Consider the following 18,443-nt stretch of genomic DNA (forward strand, 5'->3'; position numbering starts at 1 on the left):
GAGGCGCCATCATGAAACCAAAAGATTTATTTATCATACTTGGCATTATTGGAATTGTGCTCATGATGATTATCCCGATCCCGATCTTCCTTATCGACTTGTTGTTGATCTTGAATATCTCGATTGCGCTCATGATTTTGTTAGTCGCGATGAATACGAAGGAAGCGCTGGACTTCTCGATTTTCCCGGCGATCCTGCTCGTTACTACATTATTCCGGCTGGCACTAAGCGTATCCACGACAAGAAGCATTTTAACGCATGCCGAAGCGGGCGAAGTGATCGAGACTTTCGGACGCTGGGTAGGCGGCGGGGAAGTCGCAATTGGTTTCATCGTCTTCCTGATTCTCGTCGTTGTTCAGTTCATCGTCATTACGAAGGGCTCGGAGCGGGTTGCAGAGGTTGCCGCGAGGTTTACGCTGGATGCGATGCCTGGCAAACAGATGAGTATCGACGCGGATTTGAACTCCGGCCTCATCAACGAACAGCAAGCTCGCGAGCGCCGGTCCAAAATCGAGAAGGAAGCCGACTTCTACGGCGCCATGGACGGTGCCAGTAAATTTGTCAAGGGCGATGCTATTGCAACAATCATCATATTGATCATCAACTTGATTGGCGGCTTTATCGTCGGTATGGCCATGCATGGAATGAGTTTCGGCGAATCCCTGGAAACTTTTTCGATCCTGACCATCGGCGACGGGCTGGTCGCGCAAATTCCGGCTTTGCTTATCTCCACCGCAGCCGGCCTTATTGTGACGAGAGCGGCTTCGGAAGGCACTTTGGCGGATGACTTGACAGGCCAGATGCTTCGGTATCCCAAGATGCTGTATATCGCAGCCGGAACCATCGCGGTGCTTGGCCTTACGCCAATCGGTATATTTACGACATGGCCCTATGCGATTATTTTGGCAATCGGGGCATATGTGATGCAGAAGCGCCTCACCAAAAAACAAGAGCAGGAAGAGCTGCTTGTAGAAGAGCAGCAAATCGAAGAGGTGCGAAGCCCGGAAAGCGTGATCAGCTTGCTGCAAGTGGATCCAATCGAGTTCGAATTCGGTTACGGATTAATTCCGCTCGCAGATACGCAGCAGGGCGGAGATCTTCTCGACCGGATCATTATGATCCGCAGGCAGTGCGCATTAGAGCTTGGGCTCGTCGTACCGGTCATCCGAATCCGCGATAACATTCAATTAAAACCGAATGAGTACGTCATCAAGATCAAAGGAAATACCGTAGCAAGAGGAGACTTGCTCTTGAATCATTACTTGGCGATGAGTCCGGGCTTCGAGGATGATTCGGTCATCGGCATCGAGACGATCGAACCGGCATTTGGTCTGCCGGCCATCTGGATTGACGAAGCGATGAAAGAGCGGGCAGAGCTGTCCGGCTATACGGTCGTTGATCCGCCGTCGGTTGTCGCGACACATCTTACGGAAATCATTAAACGGCATGCGCATGAGCTTATCGGTCGTCAAGAGGCGAAGATGCTTGTCGAAAATGTCAAGGAATCGTACCCTGCGCTTGTCGACGAACTCATTCCTTCCATTCTGACCATTGGTGACGTACAGAAGGTTCTCTCCAAGCTTCTTAAGGAGAAGGTGTCGATACGGGATCTGGTCACCATATTTGAGGCTCTTGCCGATCATGGCTCATATACGAAGGACCCTGACATTTTGACAGAGTATGTAAGACAGTCGCTGTCACGCCAAATTACCCAGCAATTCTCTCCTGGCGGGGATACGCTGCGAGTGATTACGGTAGGGCCGCAATTGGAGAAAAAAATCGCGGAATCCGTGCAGCAGACCGATCAAGGCAGTTACATTGCGCTCGATCCCATCTCAACCCAGCAAATTTATCAAAAGATCGGCGAACATGTCAGCAGGCAGATTCAGTCGGGACAACAACCAATCGTGTTGGCATCTCCGACGATTCGCATGTATTTGAGACAAATTATTGAACGCACCATGCAAGAAGTCCCTGTCTTGTCCTACAGCGAGCTTGAGCCTAACATTGAAGTCCAGAGCGTAGGAGTGGTGAATCTATGAGGGTGAAACGGTACTTGGTCAACGCTTTACCTGAAGCGGTTTCGCAGATTCGCACAGATCTCGGCAATGATGCTGTTATTCTCGAGACGAAGGAAGTCAAAGTCGGCGGGTTTCTCGGCATGTTTCGCAAAAAAAAGATGGAGGTCATTGCGGCTGTCGAGACTGGAGCAGTGAAACAGCAGGATCCGCCGCAGCGGCCTGTCCAGCCGGAAGTGTCTGCCATGGTGGAACAAATTTTGCAGACGGCCAAACGCTCGGGGGCAGCTACCGCTACATTGGAGCCTTTGCCCATGCAGCAAGCTCGCCCGAACGTAACATCTGCCTACCAAGATCAAAAACAGCCGGTTGCAGCCACATCTGAAACGAGACCGCTATCGGCAGTTAAACATCCAGAAAAACCGCAACACGAAATGGAGTCGCCTCAATCCCGTTTCCGGATGGACAAGGAGCAATTCATCATTAATGAGATTCGCGATCTGCGAGAGTACATGGTGAAGTTAACCAGGGAAAGCCAGTCGCAAAAACGGTTGTCCGAATCCATTCATGCGCTTAAGGATCGATTGAGTCTGCAAGAGTTAGATCCTGTCTGGAGCGAACGTCTTATTGAAACCTTAACGGAGGCCGAAAAAGAGGAGGGCACCGCATTCTCTTATGACGAGACATGGCGCAGAGCCGCGATCCAGCTTCAGGAATGGATGCAGCCTTATTGCCTTAGCGGTATTCGCGAGGATGCGACGGTGCTTCATTTTGTCGGTCCGACCGGAGTCGGCAAAACAACGACAATCGCAAAGCTTGCCGCCGAATACAAGATCAAGCATGGACGCAAAGTAGGTTTTATTACCTCCGATACTTACAGAATTGCCGCAGTCGATCAGTTGCGAACGTACGCTAACATCTTGAATGTACCTTTAGAGGTAGTATTCTCTCCAATGGATCTGCCCAAGGCGTATCAATCCCTGAGTGATCAAGAGCTGATCCTGATGGATACGGCAGGCCGGAACTTCCGCAGCGAGCTTCACGTGTCCGAGGTAAATAGCCTGCTGCAGACTTTTGAACCTAGCGAGACGATTCTTGTCGTTAGTCTTACGGGCAAGACGGCTGATATGGTTGCCATCGCAGATCGGTTCAAGAAGTTCGGCGTTTCGAAGATTCTATTTACGAAGCTGGATGAAACGTCTGCATACGGTGCGATTTTTAATCTGGTTATGAATATGGAGCTTAATCCAACCTATCTCGCAAGCGGTCAGAACGTGCCTGACGATATTAGCAGATTCGATTGCCATGCATACGTATCTCTTTTGTTAGGAGAGCCTGCACATGAATGATCAGGCAGAAGCTTTGCGGTATTTGGTCAAGCAGCAAGAGAACCATCGTGCGAATACCCGGATTATTACAGTTACTAGCGGGAAAGGCGGAGTCGGGAAGTCAAACTTCAGTCTGAATTTCGCGCTTGCGCTTAAGCGTCAAGGCAAAAAAGTGCTCATCTTCGACGCCGACATCGGAATGGCTAATATCGACGTCCTGATGGGAACATCATCTACTTACAGTCTCTATCATCTGCTCAAACAGGAGAAAACGATCTGGGATATTATCCAACTCGGCGTCGAAGGGATCCATTATATCGCAGGCGGCTCCGGATTCCGCGATCTTCTCGAGCTTTCATCGGAGCAAATTAATCGATTCGCAACCGAGGTCGAGAAGCTGCATGGCGAATATGACGTCATTTTGTTCGACACAGGTGCGGGCTTGTCGAAGGAGACGGTCAGATTTATCGCCGCGGCTCAAGAAACGATTGTTGTTACAACACCGGAGCCGACCTCGATTACTGACGCTTATGCTCTGATTAAGATGGTGAAATCGATGGGCATTGACGCACAGTTTAAGCTAATCGTCAATCGTGCTTCCGATGCCAGGGAGGGAAAAGAGACAGCTGAGAAGATCAGTTTAGTCGCCAGTCGGTTTCTTCATTCGGAGCTGCCTTCCCTGGGCACCATCCCGGATGACTCTCATGTCTCCAAAGCAGTTAAAAGGCAAATCCCGTTCCTGATTGCATATCCGAACAGCGGAGCAGCGATCGCGCTTAGCCGAATCGCGGAGGCTTATATGGATATTCCGGCAACGGCTTCCGGGAACGGCGGCGTCAAAGGATTTATAACTAAATTATTCAGACTAGCAAGGTAGTCCTTTGTTGTTGAGGAGGGATGCAAATGGCTCCTTATCGCGTACTGGTCGTGGACGATTCGGCGTTCATGCGTACGATTATAAGTGATCTCATCGTGCGGGACAAACAATTCACCATTGCGGCGACCGCATCCAACGGGATGGAGGCGATCGCCGCTGTCAGAGAGCATCAACCGGATGTCGTGACGATGGATCTGGAGATGCCCCAAATGAATGGAATCGAAGCGCTGCAATTCATTATGAAGGACAATCCAAGACCAATCATCATGTTGTCCGGCATTAGCGAGGATAACACTCGCGATACGATCAAGGCGTTGCAATTCGGCGCATTCGATTTCATTCGCAAGCCTTCGGGCATTGGTTCCGATGATATTCTTGCCGTTGGAGAACAATTGCTCGAGAAGCTTCGAACGGCGGCATACGTCAAGACTAGCAAGGAAATGTTGTTGCAAAGGCAAGAGCTCGCGTCCAAGAGCGAACCCATCATACATAATGAGCGGTTGAACCCGCGGTTAGACAAAGTCCAGGATGAGGCGCGCAAAGCCCGTCAGACGAGAGCGGCGAACCATTCGCTTCAGAAAGCCGGCTTGGATTCCTCCAAGTCCAAATCCGTCAAACCACTAGACGATATTGGCGGCGATGTCCAAGTAACCCGGCCTGCTCCAACGTCTCAAAGTTCTGCAAAGAGGACGGAAACGGCCATAGTGGAGCAAGGGGGCCAAGCAGCCGGCAAGCCGAATACAAAAGGCTCCAAGCTTTTGGATGGAACCCGGCAGCCGGCCGCCAGATCAGCGCCTCCTTTAAAGTCCGAAGTTCAACCGAGACCAGCCGGAGCCTTCCGACATCTCGTAGCGCTCGGAACGTCTACCGGAGGTCCAAGAGCGCTTCATGAAGTCATATGCTCGCTGCCTGCCGACTTTCCGGCCCCGGTGCTTGTCGTGCAGCATATGCCGCCCAAATTTACAAAGTCGCTCGCTCAAAGGCTGGATAACTTCAGTCAGCTCACAGTAGTAGAAGCGGAGCAAGGGATGGCTGTTCAGCCAGGGAAGGTCTATATCGCGCCAGGGGGTTATCATCTGGAGCTGGCGAAGCAAGACGGCGGATACGTCATTCGGCTTGGGCTACAGCCTCAACGGAACGGTCACCGGCCTTCCGTGGACATTATGTTCGAATCGCTGGCGTCGTTCCGCGAGCTGAGCATACATGCGGTCATTATGACCGGCATGGGCAGTGACGGTGCAAAGGGAATGAAGGTGCTGGCAGAGCAAGGCGCCGTTTCATTGATTGCTGAATCAGAGGAAACCTGCGTGGTGTACGGAATGCCGCGATGTGCGATTGAAGGCGGTTATGTCAAGGATGTACTTCCGCTAGGAGAAATTTCTTCTCAGCTTGTGAAGGCCGTGGCAAAAAATTAATTGATAAACGGAGAACGAACGATCATCCTACCAGGAGGTGCATGTGAATGGATATGAATGCTTATCTGTCCATGTTTATCGACGAATCTAACGATCATCTTCAATCCTTGAACGAAAATCTGCTTCAATTGGAAGGCAATCCCGAGGATCTTAGTATCGTGCAGTCGATATTCAGATCCGCCCATACGCTCAAAGGCATGTCGGCGACAATGGGCTTCGAGGACTTGGCGGCTCTTACTCACGAAATGGAGAATGTACTGGATCTTGTCCGCAATAGCAAGCTTAAGATGGACAGCTTTATCTTCGATACGTTGTTCAAAGGTTTGGACGCTCTGGAGGCCATGGTACAAGACATCGTGGGCGGAGGGACAGGCAAAGCGGATGTCACTTCTATTGTCGCCTCCTTGCAAGGCATCCTGAAGGGCGATTATAAGTCGCAGGCGGCCGCTTCGACTGCAGCGGCTCCGTCGGCATCAGCGAATGCCGGAGGGGGAGAAGCATCGGGCGGCGTGCTTCTCGACCAATTCCAATCCTCGATTCTTCTGCAATCCATGGAGGCCGGACATCAGCCTTATTACGTACAAGTTAGCGTTGACGAGAATTGCGTTCTCAAAGCAGCGAGGTCCTATATGGTCTTTAATTTGCTGGAGAGCAACGGAGAAATTGTAAAGTCCGAACCTTCGGTACAGGATCTCGAGCAAGAGAAATTCGACAGAACGTTCACTGTATTTACGATTTCCACACTAACGGCCGAACAGCTGTACGAACAGATCATGAATATCTCCGAGATTTCTTCTGTAACGGTAACGCCTCTGGATGCCGAAACTCTCGCCTCATTGACAAGCGCTCCAGCGGCAGCTGCCGTGGAAGCGCCCGTGAAGCCTGCTGCTGCTGCTGAATCGGCAACTGCTCCACTTGCAAACGACAGTGTTAAAATTTCCAGCAAGCCGTCTGCTGCACCGCAGAGTGCTCCTGCAGCCATGAACAAGACGATCAGAGTCGATATCGACCGGCTTGACACGCTGATGAATTTATTTAGCGAGCTGCTGATCGACCGCGTAAGGCTGGAGCAGCTGGCGAGTGAAATCAAGCGTACGGAATTAACGGAGACAGTGGAGCATATGTCGAGGGTCAGCTCCGACCTCCAGAACATCGTGCTTAAACTGCGCATGGTTCCGGTTGACTCTGTTTTCAATCGTTTCCCCAGACTTGTCCGCGATATGGCAAAGTCGCTTAACAAAAAGATGGAGCTTATTATTACGGGAGCCGACACCGAGCTAGATCGTACGGTTATCGACGAAATCGGGGATCCGCTGGTTCATCTTATTCGCAACTCTGGCGACCATGGCATCGAGTCCGTCGAGGAGCGTATCGCTTCGGGAAAATCAGAAACGGGGACGATTCATCTTCGGGCTTTCCACAGCGGCAACCATGTGTTTATTGAGGTAGAAGAAGACGGAAGAGGCATTAATAAACAAAAAGTGCTTCAGATCGCCATCAAAAACGGTGTTGTGACAGAAGAGCAGGCACGCAACTTGACCGAAGAAGAAATCCAGATGCTTATCTTTGCGCCGGGCTTTAGCACGGCCGACAAAATCTCGGATATTTCTGGCCGCGGGGTTGGACTCGACGTCGTAAAAACGAAAATCACTTCGCTTGGCGGCAACGTTACGGTAACCTCCGCAGAAGGCAAAGGGACAAAGTTCTCGGTTCAGCTGCCGCTGACATTGTCGATCATCTCGGCGATGCTGATTAAATTAGGCTCGGAGAAATATGCGATACCGCTGTCTTCGATTGTGGAGACGGGCATCATTAAGCGATCGGGCATTCTGAACGTGCATGGCAATCAGATGGTGGAATTCCGCGGCTCCATTATTCCGCTCGTATCGCTGAGCAGCGTGCTGGAATCACCGGATTACGACGAAAGCCAGGAGCAGGAAACAGAGATCGTCGTTATTCGCAAAGGCGATAAGATGGCCGCCGTCATGGTCGAGGAGTTTATCGGACAAAGTGAAATCGTGCTTAAAACTTTAGGCAAATATTTGACTAACGTATACGCCATCTCCGGGGCTACGATTCTCGGTGACGGATATGTCGCTCTTATCATCGATCCGAATGCATTGATCAAATAAGGAGGGTTTACAATGGGAGAAGAATTGAAGGTTATCGTATTCGCGCTTGGCAAGGAAGAGTATGGCATCGAAGTGGATAAAGTGCGCACAATCGAGAGACTGACGCCTATCACACGCGTTCCCAAAACGGCTGCTTTCATTAAAGGTGTCATTAATCTGCGCGGCGTCGTTGTTCCTGTTATCGATCTGCGAGGTAGATTCAATCTCAGCGAAACCCAGCCAACGGAAAATTCCCGTATTATTGTCGTAGCCGTAAATGAATTGGAAGTCGGTTTTATCGTGGATTCGGCAAACGACGTTATCGATATCGATTCGGACACGATTGACAATCCTCCGGAGATCGTCGGCGGTATTAAAGCCAAATATTTGCGCGGCATTGCCAAATTAGGCGAAGGTCGTCTGCTGATCATGCTTAATCTGTCAGAGGTTCTTAACAAAAACGAGATTATCCAGCTCGAACAGCTGGAGGTTTAATAGGTGGCCGAATTTAAGAACTTTGAAGCTTTTGAATTAGATGTACTCAAAGAAGTGGGGAATATCGGAGCAGGCAATGCGGCCACCGCGTTGTCCAAGCTCTTGAACAAGCCGGTAGACATGGCGGTACCGAAGGTCAGCCTGCTGCCCTTCGAGGAAATCGCCGAGCTTGTGGGAGGAGCCGAACAGGTCGTGCTCGGAGTTTTCCTGCGGGTGGAAGGCGAAGCCCCGGGAAACATGTTTTTTCTAATCGAGGAAAATTCCGCTGAGCGGATGCTGAATCAACTGCTGTCATTAAGACACGACGAAGGGGATAAAGGTTACTCCGAGATGGAGTTGTCTGCTTTATGCGAAATCGGCAACATATTGGCAGGGTCGTACCTCTCGTCATTAGCTGATTTCACTCAACTGCCCATGATGCCTTCTGTACCCGCTATTGCCCATGATATGGCCGGCGCCATCCTGAGCTACGGACTGATGCAATATGGCGAGATGGGAGATTCGGCTCTGCTAATAGAGACAACGTTTCTCGAAGATCATCAATCGTTGGAAGGACATTTTTTTCTCATTCCCGATCCCGGCTCCTTCGGCAAAATATTTCGATCATTGGGAGTCGGGCGAGAATGACAGGACAGACGCTTGTAAAGGTAGGAATGGCGGATTTAAACGTCGTGGATGGCGGAGCCTTATTGAAGACAACGGGACTTGGATCCTGTGTCGGTTTAACATTATACGATTCGAAATCCGGCATTGCCGGAATGGCGCATGTTATGCTGCCATCATCGGATATTGCCAGGGAAGCGCAAATCAATCTGGCAAAATATGCAGATACCGCAATTCCGGAGCTGCTAAATCGAATGACCGTGCTTGGCGCGAACATGAATCGGGTTCAAGCCAAGATGGCGGGCGGCGCTCAGATGTTCGCGTTTGCGGGGCAATCGGATACTCTCCGAATAGGTCCGCGTAACGTGGAATCTTGTATGAGCATGCTCAACAGACTTCGTATTCCAATCGTATCCCACGATACGGGGGGGAATTACGGACGGACAATCGAGTTCGACAGCGGCAGTGGCATACTCATGATCCGGAGCGTGCAGTTTGGAATAAAGGAGATTTAACAATGCTGGGTTCATGGAGATGGAATGTGGGTTTCGGTATTGCGGGAGTCGGTCTGACCGTCATATTCTCCTTGGGGAATAATCCCATGTCCGTTATACTCATGAGAAGTTTATATGCATTCGTGGCTTTTTTCGTCGTCGCATTTGCCGCCCGGTTCGTTTTGGGCGTAATATTGCAGCCTCCGGCGATCCCAATGGGTCCCAGCGAAGAGGAGGCTGAAGATCCGCGAGGCGCCGAGATGGACTTGCGTACGCCAGACGAGTCGGATGATTTGAACCAACTGTTAAAGGCTCAATTGCAGCAAGGAGCATCTTCTTCGCCACAGCCAGCAACGCAGCCGGTAAAAGAAGGCGCTAATGAAGGAGCAAGCAGCTTCAAACCATTGTCTCCGCCGCAACTCGTATCTACCGCCGGCAAACAACCAGAGGAATTGGCGAAAGCCGTACGTCACCTGACAGGAGAGTGAGTCAATGCCAGAGCTAAAGTCGCCTCATTTGACGAACATCCAGATGTGGCAAGCATGGAAAGAGCAAGGGGATATCGAAGCCAAAAAAAGCCTGATTGAAAATTATTTGCCGCTTGTCGATTTTGTTACGAATCGCATGGCAATCGGACTGCCTAAAAACGTCATTAAAGACGATCTGGCCAGCAACGGAGTCATGGGTCTTATTGACGCCATCGAGAAATTCGACTATAAAAGAGGATTGCAATTCGAGACGTACGCATCATGGCGTATTCGCGGCTCCATCATCGACGGGCTACGTCAAGGCGACTGGGTGCCGCGCTCCGTGCGCGAGAAGGCTAAACGCGTCGAGGACGCCTATCAAGTGCTGGAGCAGCAATATATGCGTTCTGTATCCGACGCGGAAGTAAGCCGGTATCTGCAAATTACGGAAAAGGAATTTACCGTCATGCTGCAAGATATATCGGTTGCGTCGATCTGCTCCCTTGAGGATCCCATTCGGGAAGAGGAATCGGAGACTCGCATGTCGTTGCTCGTAGACGACAAGGCCAAAAAACCGGAACAAACCGTGCATGAAGTTTATTTGAAGGAATCGTTAGTAAAAGGAATAGATCGATTGACGGAGAAGGAGCGGACCGTCGTATCCCTATTCTATTATGAGGAGCTGTCCTTAAGCGAAATAGCCGAGGTTATGTCGCTGTCACCGTCGAGAATTTCCCAATTGCACTCGAAGGCCATTCTTCGTCTTCGTGGAGTGTTGGCTAAACATAAAGATCAATTAATGCAGCAATAGGAAGGGGGGGATACAGGTGGACAATCAACAACTGGATTCGTATTTACGCTTGCAAACGTCGGCGGACAAGCTGACTGCCTTTATAGCATTCATTCGAATTACGGACGAATTTGCTTGTACGGCCGATGAGTTAGAGCTCTTCGTGCGAAGTAAGGGAGTTGTCCATGGTCTCCGAACCGACGTGCTGGATGGAATAAGCAGAAATCCTCTAGCTTATTGCAGGGAACAGACGATTATTGCGCAAGGCCAGAGTCCAAGTCCGGGCAAAGACGGCATGATACGATTCGTTTTCGATATGGACAATGACGAGCGTCGCCCAGCAGAGGGCGAAGATGGCAAGATAGACTTCAAGCAAGTCAATCAACTAAAAAACGTAAAACGCGGTCAACTGATTGCCGAGCTGGTAGAGCCAAGTGCTGGTCCACCGGGAAGAACGGTCACAGGCGAAGAGATTCCTCCGAAATACGGCAAGCGCGCTCACTTCAAAGTCGGCAAAAACGTCGTGCAGGGCGGGGATGGTTCTGCCTTGTATGCAGCAATCGATGGGTTGATTACGCTTACGGATAAGGTGAAAATCAACGTATTCCCCGTTTACGAAGTAAATGGCGACGTTGACTATCGCGTAGGAAACATCGATTTTGTAGGTACTGTCGTTATTCGCGGCAACGTGCTTAGCGGTTTCCGAGTAAAGGCATCTGGCGATATTCGTATTATTGGGGGAGTCGAAGGCGCCGAGCTTGAGTCCGACGGTTCCATTGAGATTACCGGCGGTATTATGGCTGGCAACAAGGGTTACGTAAGAGCGCAAAACAATATACGCTGCTCTTTCATTCAAGACGGCATTGTCATCGCCGGCGCTGATGTATTGGTCTCCCAAAGCATTATGCATTCTCAAGTAAAAGCGGGACACAGCGTCATATGTTCTGGTGCAAAGGGGTTAATCGTCGGCGGAATCGTGCAAGCCGGAGAAACCGTATTAGCGAGGACGATCGGCAATCCGATGTCAACGAATACCGTCGTAGAAGCGGGCGTTAATCCACAACTCAGGGACGAGCTCATGGAGCTTCGTACATCCCTCAGGCAATCGGTTGACAGTCTGGACAAAACCGAAAAGGCGCTGGTTATTCTTGATCAGATGGCGGCCGCGGGCCAATTGTCACCGGATCGGTTGGCTATGCGCATCAAGCTGAACGCGACCAAACGCCAGACGGTTGCCACCATCGACGAATGCAAAGATCGTATGCTCAAAATCGAGAAACAACTTGAGGATTCGGGACGTTCCAAGGTGGATGTGAGCGGTACGATATATGGCGGCGTAAAGATTGTAATCGGCCGTTATACCAAGTTTGTTAAAGACAGTGCGCAAAGAGTATCCTTCCGATTAATGGAAGGCGATATTGCTTTGGCACCCTATCATCCGTAAACATCCCCTTGCAGGTAAGAATGTGGCGAAGGAGGGAAATCGATGACGTTCAAACCGTTAGATTTTCAAATATCCGTTCCACGAACACAAGAGTTTAGCGGCATGCAGCAGCAAGCGGCGCAACGACCGATTACGGAGCAGAACATGCTCGCACATCAAACGGAGAAACATACTGAAGCGCAGCGATCCCAAAGCGCGGCGGTCGAACAGTCTTCGAACTCGGGAATTAAAGCCGACCAGGAGAAAAACGGAGGCGGTGACCCGAGACAACAAGGCCGCGGCAAGGGACATGGCAAGGATGAATCCGCGAAGGAGCTGCCTCCGGAATCCCCGCACCCCTACAAAGGACTGCGCTTTGACGTCAAGCTTTAAAAGGTTGTTCAAAAAGTCCGATTTCTCTTTAACAAAATGGAAGGGCGGTAGTTCAGGTGGAGCCATGGCATTACATCGCGTTGCTGGGCGCCGTTATAGCAGTATGGGCGCTCAGCCTGCCCAGGAATAAAGCGCCGAATCCGCCTGTACAGTCTGTGCAGAACATGGAGACGGCGCTGGAGCAATTTATGGAGAATATGGAGAAGGATAATGAAGAGCTAATGGAGATGATCGCCAATGCGCAGGCAGACTCCAAGCAGGAAACGGAACGCAAGGATGCACGCATAGCCGCGTTGGAACAACGTTGCGAGGCGTTGGGCGATCAACTGCAGCAAACGCTGGACAAGCTGGCGAACACAGCATCAGCGGCGGCCGCTGCTAACGTACCCGTCCATGAGGAAGCTGCTGTTGTTTCGATGCCGGCACAAGGGGAGAGCTCCCGCTTGGACTACCATGATGCGCAATCTCAGCTAAGTGAGCAATCAAGCGCGAGACCTTCCGACCAATCACAATCCATAGCATCCAGATACTCGGATCTGTTCCGCCTGTATCAGGAGGGCAAATCCATCGAAGCGATTGCCAAAAAACTTGGCATGAACAAAGGCGAGGTTCAATTGATCATCGGCCTTGCCAAGCAGGAAGAGGCGCGGCATGTTTAACAAACGTTCATTTTTGTTGGGATTAGGGCTTGGCATTATCGTCGGCGCCATGCTGCTTCAGTTGTTCTACATGGGCGAATCCAGTCAGAATCGATTGGATGAGCTTGGCAAGGAGATTGAACAAGGCGGCTTGCCACCCTCCTCGCAAGAGCCCGTTGAAAGCGGGGCATCGCAAGCTTCAACCGATTCCCGCGATCAAGCCGCAGCCGGGTCGGAGGAGCCTGTACCATCGCTTCAGCCGGAAGCGACTGCTGCGACGCCTACGGAAGCTCCGTCCGATACGCCTCTTGCCGAGGAAACCTCCGAACCTTTCGAACCATTTGTCGTACGGATCAAGCCCGGCATGAGTCTTACCGAAACAGCCGAGCTGCTGCTGCAAGCTGGCGCTATTAAGGATTCGCAATCATTTATCGATGAGATGAAATCATCAAGTACGCCGGTACGAGCCGGTTATTTTTTGTTTGACCGCGATGAACTAAACGCGGAGCAAGCAGCCGCCATTGTCTCCGGAAAACCGATTACGGCCAAACAAGCCGAAAGATATCCTGCAAGGTGAAATGTCTATCGCCATCCTATGGCGGCGCAGAGCGTTTCATTGCGGGAATTAAACGATAAATTCAACGAAATTCGGCAAATATTGAGAAAAGCTTGTTGCATGCGTCAGTACAATGTGATATATTAATTGACGGTGTTAAAAACACACGCCGCTCAATTCCGTTGACGGTGCTTTCGCCCGGCGAAAGTTTCGACGGAAGAAGCGAACGGCGGAGGGACACACAAAAACCATTACAGGAGGTGTTGAAGAAATGGCGGTTATTTCCATGAAACAGCTTCTCGAAGCTGGGGTACACTTCGGTCACCAGACTCGTCGCTGGAACCCTAAGATGGATCGTTATATCTTCACAGAAAGAAACGGAATTTACATTATCGACTTGCAAAAAACGGTTAAAAAAGTTGACGAAGCATACAACTTTGTTAAATCGATCGCGGCTGAAGGCGGCACAATGCTGTTCGTAGGCACGAAAAAGCAAGCTCAAGACTCCGTAAAGGAAGAAGCTGAGCGTTGCGGCAACTTCTACATCAACCAACGTTGGCTCGGCGGCACGCTGACGAACTTCCAAACGATTCAGAAGCGTATCGATCGTCTGAAGCAACTGGAGAAGTGGGAAGAGGATGGCACTTTCGAGGTTCTGCCTAAGAAAGAAGTTATCATCCTTCGCAAAGAAAAAGAACGTCTTGAGAAATTCCTGGGCGGCATCAAAGGCATGAAGGGTCTGCCAAGCGCGCTCTTTATCATCGATCCGCGCAAAGAGCGCATCGCGGTTGCCGAAGCTCGCAAATTGGGTATCCCAATTGTAGGCATCGTCGACACGAACTGCGATCCGGACGAAATCGACTACGTTATCCCTGGTAACGACGATGCAATCCGCGCGGTTAAGCTGCTGACAGCTAAGATGGCGGACGCTATCGTAGAAGCTAACCAAGGCGAACAAACAACGGCTTAAGCCATACTTGCGAATTTACAATTTAGCAAACAACAAAGGGTGGTCAGATGGTGCAAACCTCTCGCTACCCTTTTTTTGACAAAAATTATGAGGCAAACTTTTAGGAGGGTTTTTTATGGCAGTTAGCGCTAGCGCGGTTAAAGAGCTTCGTGAAAGAACGGGAGCAGGCATGCTCGATTGCAAAAAAGCACTTGACGAAACAGGCGGCGACGTTGAAAAAGCGATCGCATTGCTTCGCGAAAAAGGCCTTTCGGCAGCAGCGAACAAAGCTGGCCGTATCGCCACTGAAGGCGTAGTAGAGTCTTACATCCATGCAGGCGGCCGTATCGGCGTTATCGTTGAAGTCAACTGCGAGACGGACTTCGTTGCGAAGACGGACCAATTCCGCGAATTCGCCAGAGATATCGCGATGCAAATCGCTGCATCTAATCCGAAATTCGTAAGCCGCGAAGAAGTTCCTGGCGACGAGATCGAAAAGGAAAAAGAAATCCTTAAAAACCAAGCTCTCAACGAAGGCAAACCAGAAAAAATCGTTGAAAAAATGGTCGAAGGACGTATCTCCAAGTACTACGAGGAATATTGCCTGCTGGAGCAAAGCTTCATTAAAGATCCAGACAAAACGATCAGCAACTTGCTGAACGAAAAAATCAGCAAAATCGGCGAAAACATCTCGATCCGTCGCTTCGTTCGTTACGAGCTTGGCGAAGGCCTCGAGAAAAAAGTCGACAATTTCGTAGAAGAAGTTATGGCTCAAGCAAAACTGTAATCCGAACGCGAGAGGCGGGGCGGGGCGTCCGCCCCGCCTCCTTTTTTTGAAACGGGAACAATCAGAAATACAATTCAAAGAACCTCACCCGAGGTGCATGATGGAGGTTAACATGTTGGAGCATCCTGTATACAAACGCATCGTGTTGAAAGTAAGCGGAGAGTCCTTGTCCGGGCAGGAAGGCTACGGCATCGAGGCATCGGTTATTTCGTCGATTGCCAATCAAGTAAAGGAAGTCGTGGAGCTTGGCGTTGAAGTTGCCATCGTCGTTGGCGGCGGCAACATCTGGAGAGGCATCGCCGGTACGGCGAAAGGAATTGATCGTGCTACGGCCGACTACATGGGCATGCTGGCGACGGTCATGAACTCGCTTGCGCTTCAAGACGCGCTAGAGCAAATCGATGTGCCAACTCGCGTTCAAACTTCGATCGCTATGCAACAAATCGCAGAACCGTATATCCGCCGCCGTGCGATTCGTCACCTGGAGAAAGGCCGCGTCGTTATCTTCGCAGCAGGCACGGGCAACCCGTTTTTCTCTACGGATACAACGGCTGCGCTGCGCGCCGCTGAAATTGAGGCCGAGGTTATCCTGATGGCGAAAAACAAGGTGGACGGTGTCTATTCGGCCGATCCATTTAAGGACGACACTGCGGAGAAATTCGAAGAGCTGACTTACCTGGATATGCTCAACCGCAATCTTGGCGTGATGGATTCTACGGCATCCTCGTTATGTATGGATAACAATATACCGCTAATTGTCTTCTCGATTACGGAGAACGGAAATATTAAACGTGTCGTCCTTGGCGAAAAGATCGGCACGATCGTGAAAGGAAGTGCGAAATAATGCCGCAAAGCATCAAAAAAAGCGCCGATGAGCGCATGGATAAAGCAATTGGAGCGTTCCGGCGCGATCTGGCCACGCTTCGCGCGGGAAAAGCAAGTCCCGCTCTGTTCGATCGGATTCAGGTTGAATACTACGGTGCAATGACGCCGCTTAACCAACTTGCGAATATTAATACGCCTGACAGCCGCACGCTGATGATTCAACCATGGGACAAATCGTCCGTATCCGCAATCGAGAAAGCGATTCTGAAATCCGATCTCGGTCTTACTCCATCCAACGATGGTTCCGCGATTCGTATCTCGGTACCGCCGCTTACGGAAGAACGTCGTGCCGATCTTGTGAAAACAGCAAAAAAATTCGCCGAAGAAGCAAAGGTCGCCATCCGCAACATTCGCAGAGATGCGAACGACGATATTAAAAAGCTGGAGAAATCCGATATTTCCGAAGATGAATCCCGTCGCCATCAGGAAGATATCCAGAAGGCAACCGACAAATTTATCGCGGAAGTCGAGAAAGTATTGTCCGCCAAAGAAAAAGAGATTATGGAAGTCTGATTGGCGAAGAACCTGCCTCTACACGCGGCCGCAAACGCATTGCGGCTCCCGATAGAGGTTTTCTCATTTCTTATTTCTGATTGGGAGGAAGTCAGATGATCAAGCGGCTTTGGGCAAATCGAAGCAAAGCGAAAGCGTCCTTACCGCATACCGAAGGCATTCCGCCCGAGAATGTACCGGAACATGTAGCGATCATTATGGACGGGAACGGCCGTTGGGCCAAGCGCAGGGGTCTGCCTCGCATGGCAGGCCATCATTCCGGCATGAAAACCGTGAAGCGCATAACCATCGAGGCTAATCGGCTTGGCGTCAAATATTTGACGTTGTATGCGTTCTCGACTGAAAACTGGAAACGTCCAAAAGCGGAGGTGGATTTCCTGATGAAGCTGCCTCAGCAATTTTTGGAGATCGAGCTGGAAGATCTGATCGCGAACAATGTGCAGGTTAAGATGATGGGACATCGAGAGGACTTGCCGCCTCACACGCTTAGCGCGGTTGAAGAGGCAATATCGAAGACAGCCGGCAATTCGGGGCTAGTTCTAAACTTCGCCCTCAATTATGGGAGCCGCAAGGAGATGCTGGAGACGGTGCAAGCGATCGCTGCGGATGTGCGCGAGGGCAAGCTGACACCCGAACAGATCAATGATGAGTTATTCAGTCAAAGGCTGCTGTCCGGCGAACTGCCGGATCCGGATCTTCTCATTCGAACAAGCGGAGAGCTCCGATTAAGCAATTTCATGTTATGGCAACTGGCGTACTCCGAGCTGTGGTTTACGGACGTCTATTGGCCGGAATTCACGGAACAACATTTTCATGAAGCGATAGAAGAGTATGGACGCCGCGCCCGCCGATACGGCGGCGTGTAGCGCAACTAGACGGAGTGTGACCATCCTTTGAAACAACGATTGATAACGGGTATTCTCGCCGGGGCTTTATTTGTTGCGCTAACGATCGCGGGAGGCGCTTTCTATACCGGATTGCTCATTCTGCTTGCCATTATCGGATTTAGTGAATATGTACGCATGAATGGCGTTAAGCCGCTGCATCCAGCCGCACTGGTTGGTTATGCCGGCGTATTGCTGTTTGTGCTGCCCTGGGCTTCTTGGGAGATTGCGATTCCTTCGATGCCCACCATCGTATGGATGCTTATGTTTCTGCTGTTATCCGTTACCGTTTTGAGCAAAAACAACTTTACTATCGACGGTGCCGCTCTAATGCTGCTAGGAGCCATCTACGTCGGCTATGGCTTCTCCGCTATGATTGATGTCCGTACGATGGAATCAAACGGACTTTTCTGGTCATTCTTGTCATTCGGCTGTATATGGGCTTCAGATGTGGGTGCCTACTTCGTGGGCAAAGCGATCGGCAAACATAAGCTGTGGCCGGAAATCAGCCCCAACAAAACCGTGGAGGGAGCGCTTGGCGGCGTTGCGCTGGCACTAATCGTTGCGGTTGTATTCGCTTTGTCGGCCCCGGATATTATTGGCTTGCCGAAGGCGCTGCTGATCGGACTTGTGGCAGCTGTCGCCGGACAATTCGGCGACCTCATTCAGTCTGCCTACAAACGGGTCAGAGCGATCAAGGATACGGGAACTTTGCTGCCTGGGCACGGCGGCGTACTTGACCGCTGCGACAGCTGGATTATCGTATTTCCGCTGCTGCTGTTATGCGGCCTCATTCCGGTGTAGCAGTAATGGAGGA

The 18,443-nt window shown here is 50.8% G+C and carries 20 protein-coding genes; all 20 read left to right on the plus strand.

What is annotated here, in order from left to right:
- The first annotated feature begins 11 nt into the window (after positions 1-11).
- The 20 genes from flhA (at position 12) to PAT3040_RS21395 (ending at position 18,430) form a co-directional block, all read left to right on the plus strand.
- Positions 12-2,042 (plus strand): flagellar biosynthesis protein FlhA, encoded by a 2,031-nt coding sequence (gene flhA / locus PAT3040_RS21300; RefSeq protein WP_108994307.1) that lies wholly within the window; start codon positions 12-14, stop codon positions 2,040-2,042.
- Positions 2,039-3,367 (plus strand): flagellar biosynthesis GTPase FlhF, encoded by a 1,329-nt coding sequence (gene flhF / locus PAT3040_RS21305; RefSeq protein ID WP_108994308.1) that lies wholly within the window; start codon positions 2,039-2,041, stop codon positions 3,365-3,367. Before flhA ends, flhF begins: the two co-directional genes overlap by 4 nt.
- The gene (locus tag PAT3040_RS21310; RefSeq protein ID WP_108994309.1) at positions 3,360-4,223 is read left to right on the plus strand and encodes a MinD/ParA family protein; all 864 of its coding nucleotides are present in this window, start codon (positions 3,360-3,362) and stop codon (positions 4,221-4,223) included. Before flhF ends, PAT3040_RS21310 begins: the two co-directional genes overlap by 8 nt.
- 26 nt (positions 4,224-4,249) lie before the next feature.
- A complete protein-coding gene (locus PAT3040_RS21315) occupies positions 4,250-5,638 on the plus strand; it encodes a protein-glutamate methylesterase/protein-glutamine glutaminase (RefSeq protein ID WP_108994310.1) in 1,389 nt (462 codons plus the stop codon).
- A 47-nt stretch (positions 5,639-5,685) separates the two neighbouring features.
- Positions 5,686-7,770: a chemotaxis protein CheA gene (locus tag PAT3040_RS21320; protein WP_108994311.1), complete on the plus strand. Its 2,085-nt coding sequence runs from the start codon at positions 5,686-5,688 to the stop codon at positions 7,768-7,770.
- A 12-nt stretch (positions 7,771-7,782) separates the two neighbouring features.
- Positions 7,783-8,244 (plus strand): chemotaxis protein CheW, encoded by a 462-nt coding sequence (locus tag PAT3040_RS21325; RefSeq protein ID WP_087570953.1) that lies wholly within the window; start codon positions 7,783-7,785, stop codon positions 8,242-8,244.
- Positions 8,245-8,247: 3 nt separating this feature from the next.
- On the plus strand, positions 8,248-8,871 hold the full coding sequence (locus tag PAT3040_RS21330) for a chemotaxis protein CheC (RefSeq protein WP_087570952.1): 624 nt from the start codon (positions 8,248-8,250) through the stop codon (positions 8,869-8,871).
- Positions 8,868-9,362, plus strand: coding sequence for a chemotaxis protein CheD (locus tag PAT3040_RS21335; protein WP_108994312.1), 495 nt, complete (start codon positions 8,868-8,870; stop codon positions 9,360-9,362). Before PAT3040_RS21330 ends, PAT3040_RS21335 begins: the two co-directional genes overlap by 4 nt.
- Positions 9,363-9,364: 2 nt before the next feature.
- Positions 9,365-9,829, plus strand: a complete 465-nt coding sequence (locus tag PAT3040_RS21340) for a hypothetical protein (RefSeq protein WP_108994313.1) — start codon at positions 9,365-9,367, stop codon at positions 9,827-9,829.
- A gap of 4 nt (positions 9,830-9,833) precedes the next feature.
- The gene (locus PAT3040_RS21345) at positions 9,834-10,619 is read left to right on the plus strand and encodes a FliA/WhiG family RNA polymerase sigma factor (RefSeq protein ID WP_087570949.1); all 786 of its coding nucleotides are present in this window, start codon (positions 9,834-9,836) and stop codon (positions 10,617-10,619) included.
- 10 nt (positions 10,620-10,629) lie between these two features.
- Entirely contained in the window at positions 10,630-12,042 is a 1,413-nt protein-coding gene (locus tag PAT3040_RS21350; RefSeq protein ID WP_444980822.1) for a flagellar assembly protein A, read from the plus strand.
- Between the two features lie 42 nt (positions 12,043-12,084).
- Entirely contained in the window at positions 12,085-12,414 is a 330-nt protein-coding gene (locus tag PAT3040_RS21355; protein ID WP_108994315.1) for a hypothetical protein, read from the plus strand.
- A 56-nt stretch (positions 12,415-12,470) separates the two neighbouring features.
- The gene (locus tag PAT3040_RS21360) at positions 12,471-13,073 is read left to right on the plus strand and encodes a DUF6115 domain-containing protein (protein ID WP_108994316.1); all 603 of its coding nucleotides are present in this window, start codon (positions 12,471-12,473) and stop codon (positions 13,071-13,073) included.
- Complete coding sequence (locus PAT3040_RS21365; RefSeq protein WP_108994317.1) at positions 13,066-13,629, plus strand: hypothetical protein; 564 nt, start codon at positions 13,066-13,068, stop codon at positions 13,627-13,629. The genes PAT3040_RS21360 and PAT3040_RS21365 overlap by 8 nt, the downstream gene beginning before the upstream one ends.
- Positions 13,630-13,879: 250 nt before the next feature.
- A complete protein-coding gene (rpsB, locus tag PAT3040_RS21370; protein WP_087570937.1) occupies positions 13,880-14,578 on the plus strand; it encodes a 30S ribosomal protein S2 in 699 nt (232 codons plus the stop codon).
- 115 nt (positions 14,579-14,693) lie between these two features.
- Positions 14,694-15,344: a translation elongation factor Ts gene (gene tsf / locus PAT3040_RS21375; RefSeq protein ID WP_087570936.1), complete on the plus strand. Its 651-nt coding sequence runs from the start codon at positions 14,694-14,696 to the stop codon at positions 15,342-15,344.
- Positions 15,345-15,459: 115 nt separating this feature from the next.
- A complete protein-coding gene (pyrH, locus tag PAT3040_RS21380) occupies positions 15,460-16,188 on the plus strand; it encodes a UMP kinase (RefSeq protein ID WP_087570946.1) in 729 nt (242 codons plus the stop codon).
- Positions 16,188-16,742: a ribosome recycling factor gene (gene frr, locus PAT3040_RS21385; RefSeq protein WP_087570935.1), complete on the plus strand. Its 555-nt coding sequence runs from the start codon at positions 16,188-16,190 to the stop codon at positions 16,740-16,742. The genes pyrH and frr overlap by 1 nt, the downstream gene beginning before the upstream one ends.
- A 95-nt stretch (positions 16,743-16,837) precedes the next feature.
- On the plus strand, positions 16,838-17,608 hold the full coding sequence (gene uppS, locus PAT3040_RS21390) for an undecaprenyl pyrophosphate synthase (protein ID WP_108994318.1): 771 nt from the start codon (positions 16,838-16,840) through the stop codon (positions 17,606-17,608).
- Positions 17,609-17,635: 27 nt separating this feature from the next.
- Positions 17,636-18,430: a phosphatidate cytidylyltransferase gene (locus PAT3040_RS21395; protein ID WP_108994319.1), complete on the plus strand. Its 795-nt coding sequence runs from the start codon at positions 17,636-17,638 to the stop codon at positions 18,428-18,430.
- Positions 18,431-18,443: the final 13 nt, after the last annotated feature.

The sequence above is a fragment of the Paenibacillus agaridevorans genome, from assembly GCF_003112455.1.
Classification (GTDB): Bacteria; Bacillota; Bacilli; order Paenibacillales; family Paenibacillaceae; genus Pristimantibacillus; species Pristimantibacillus agaridevorans.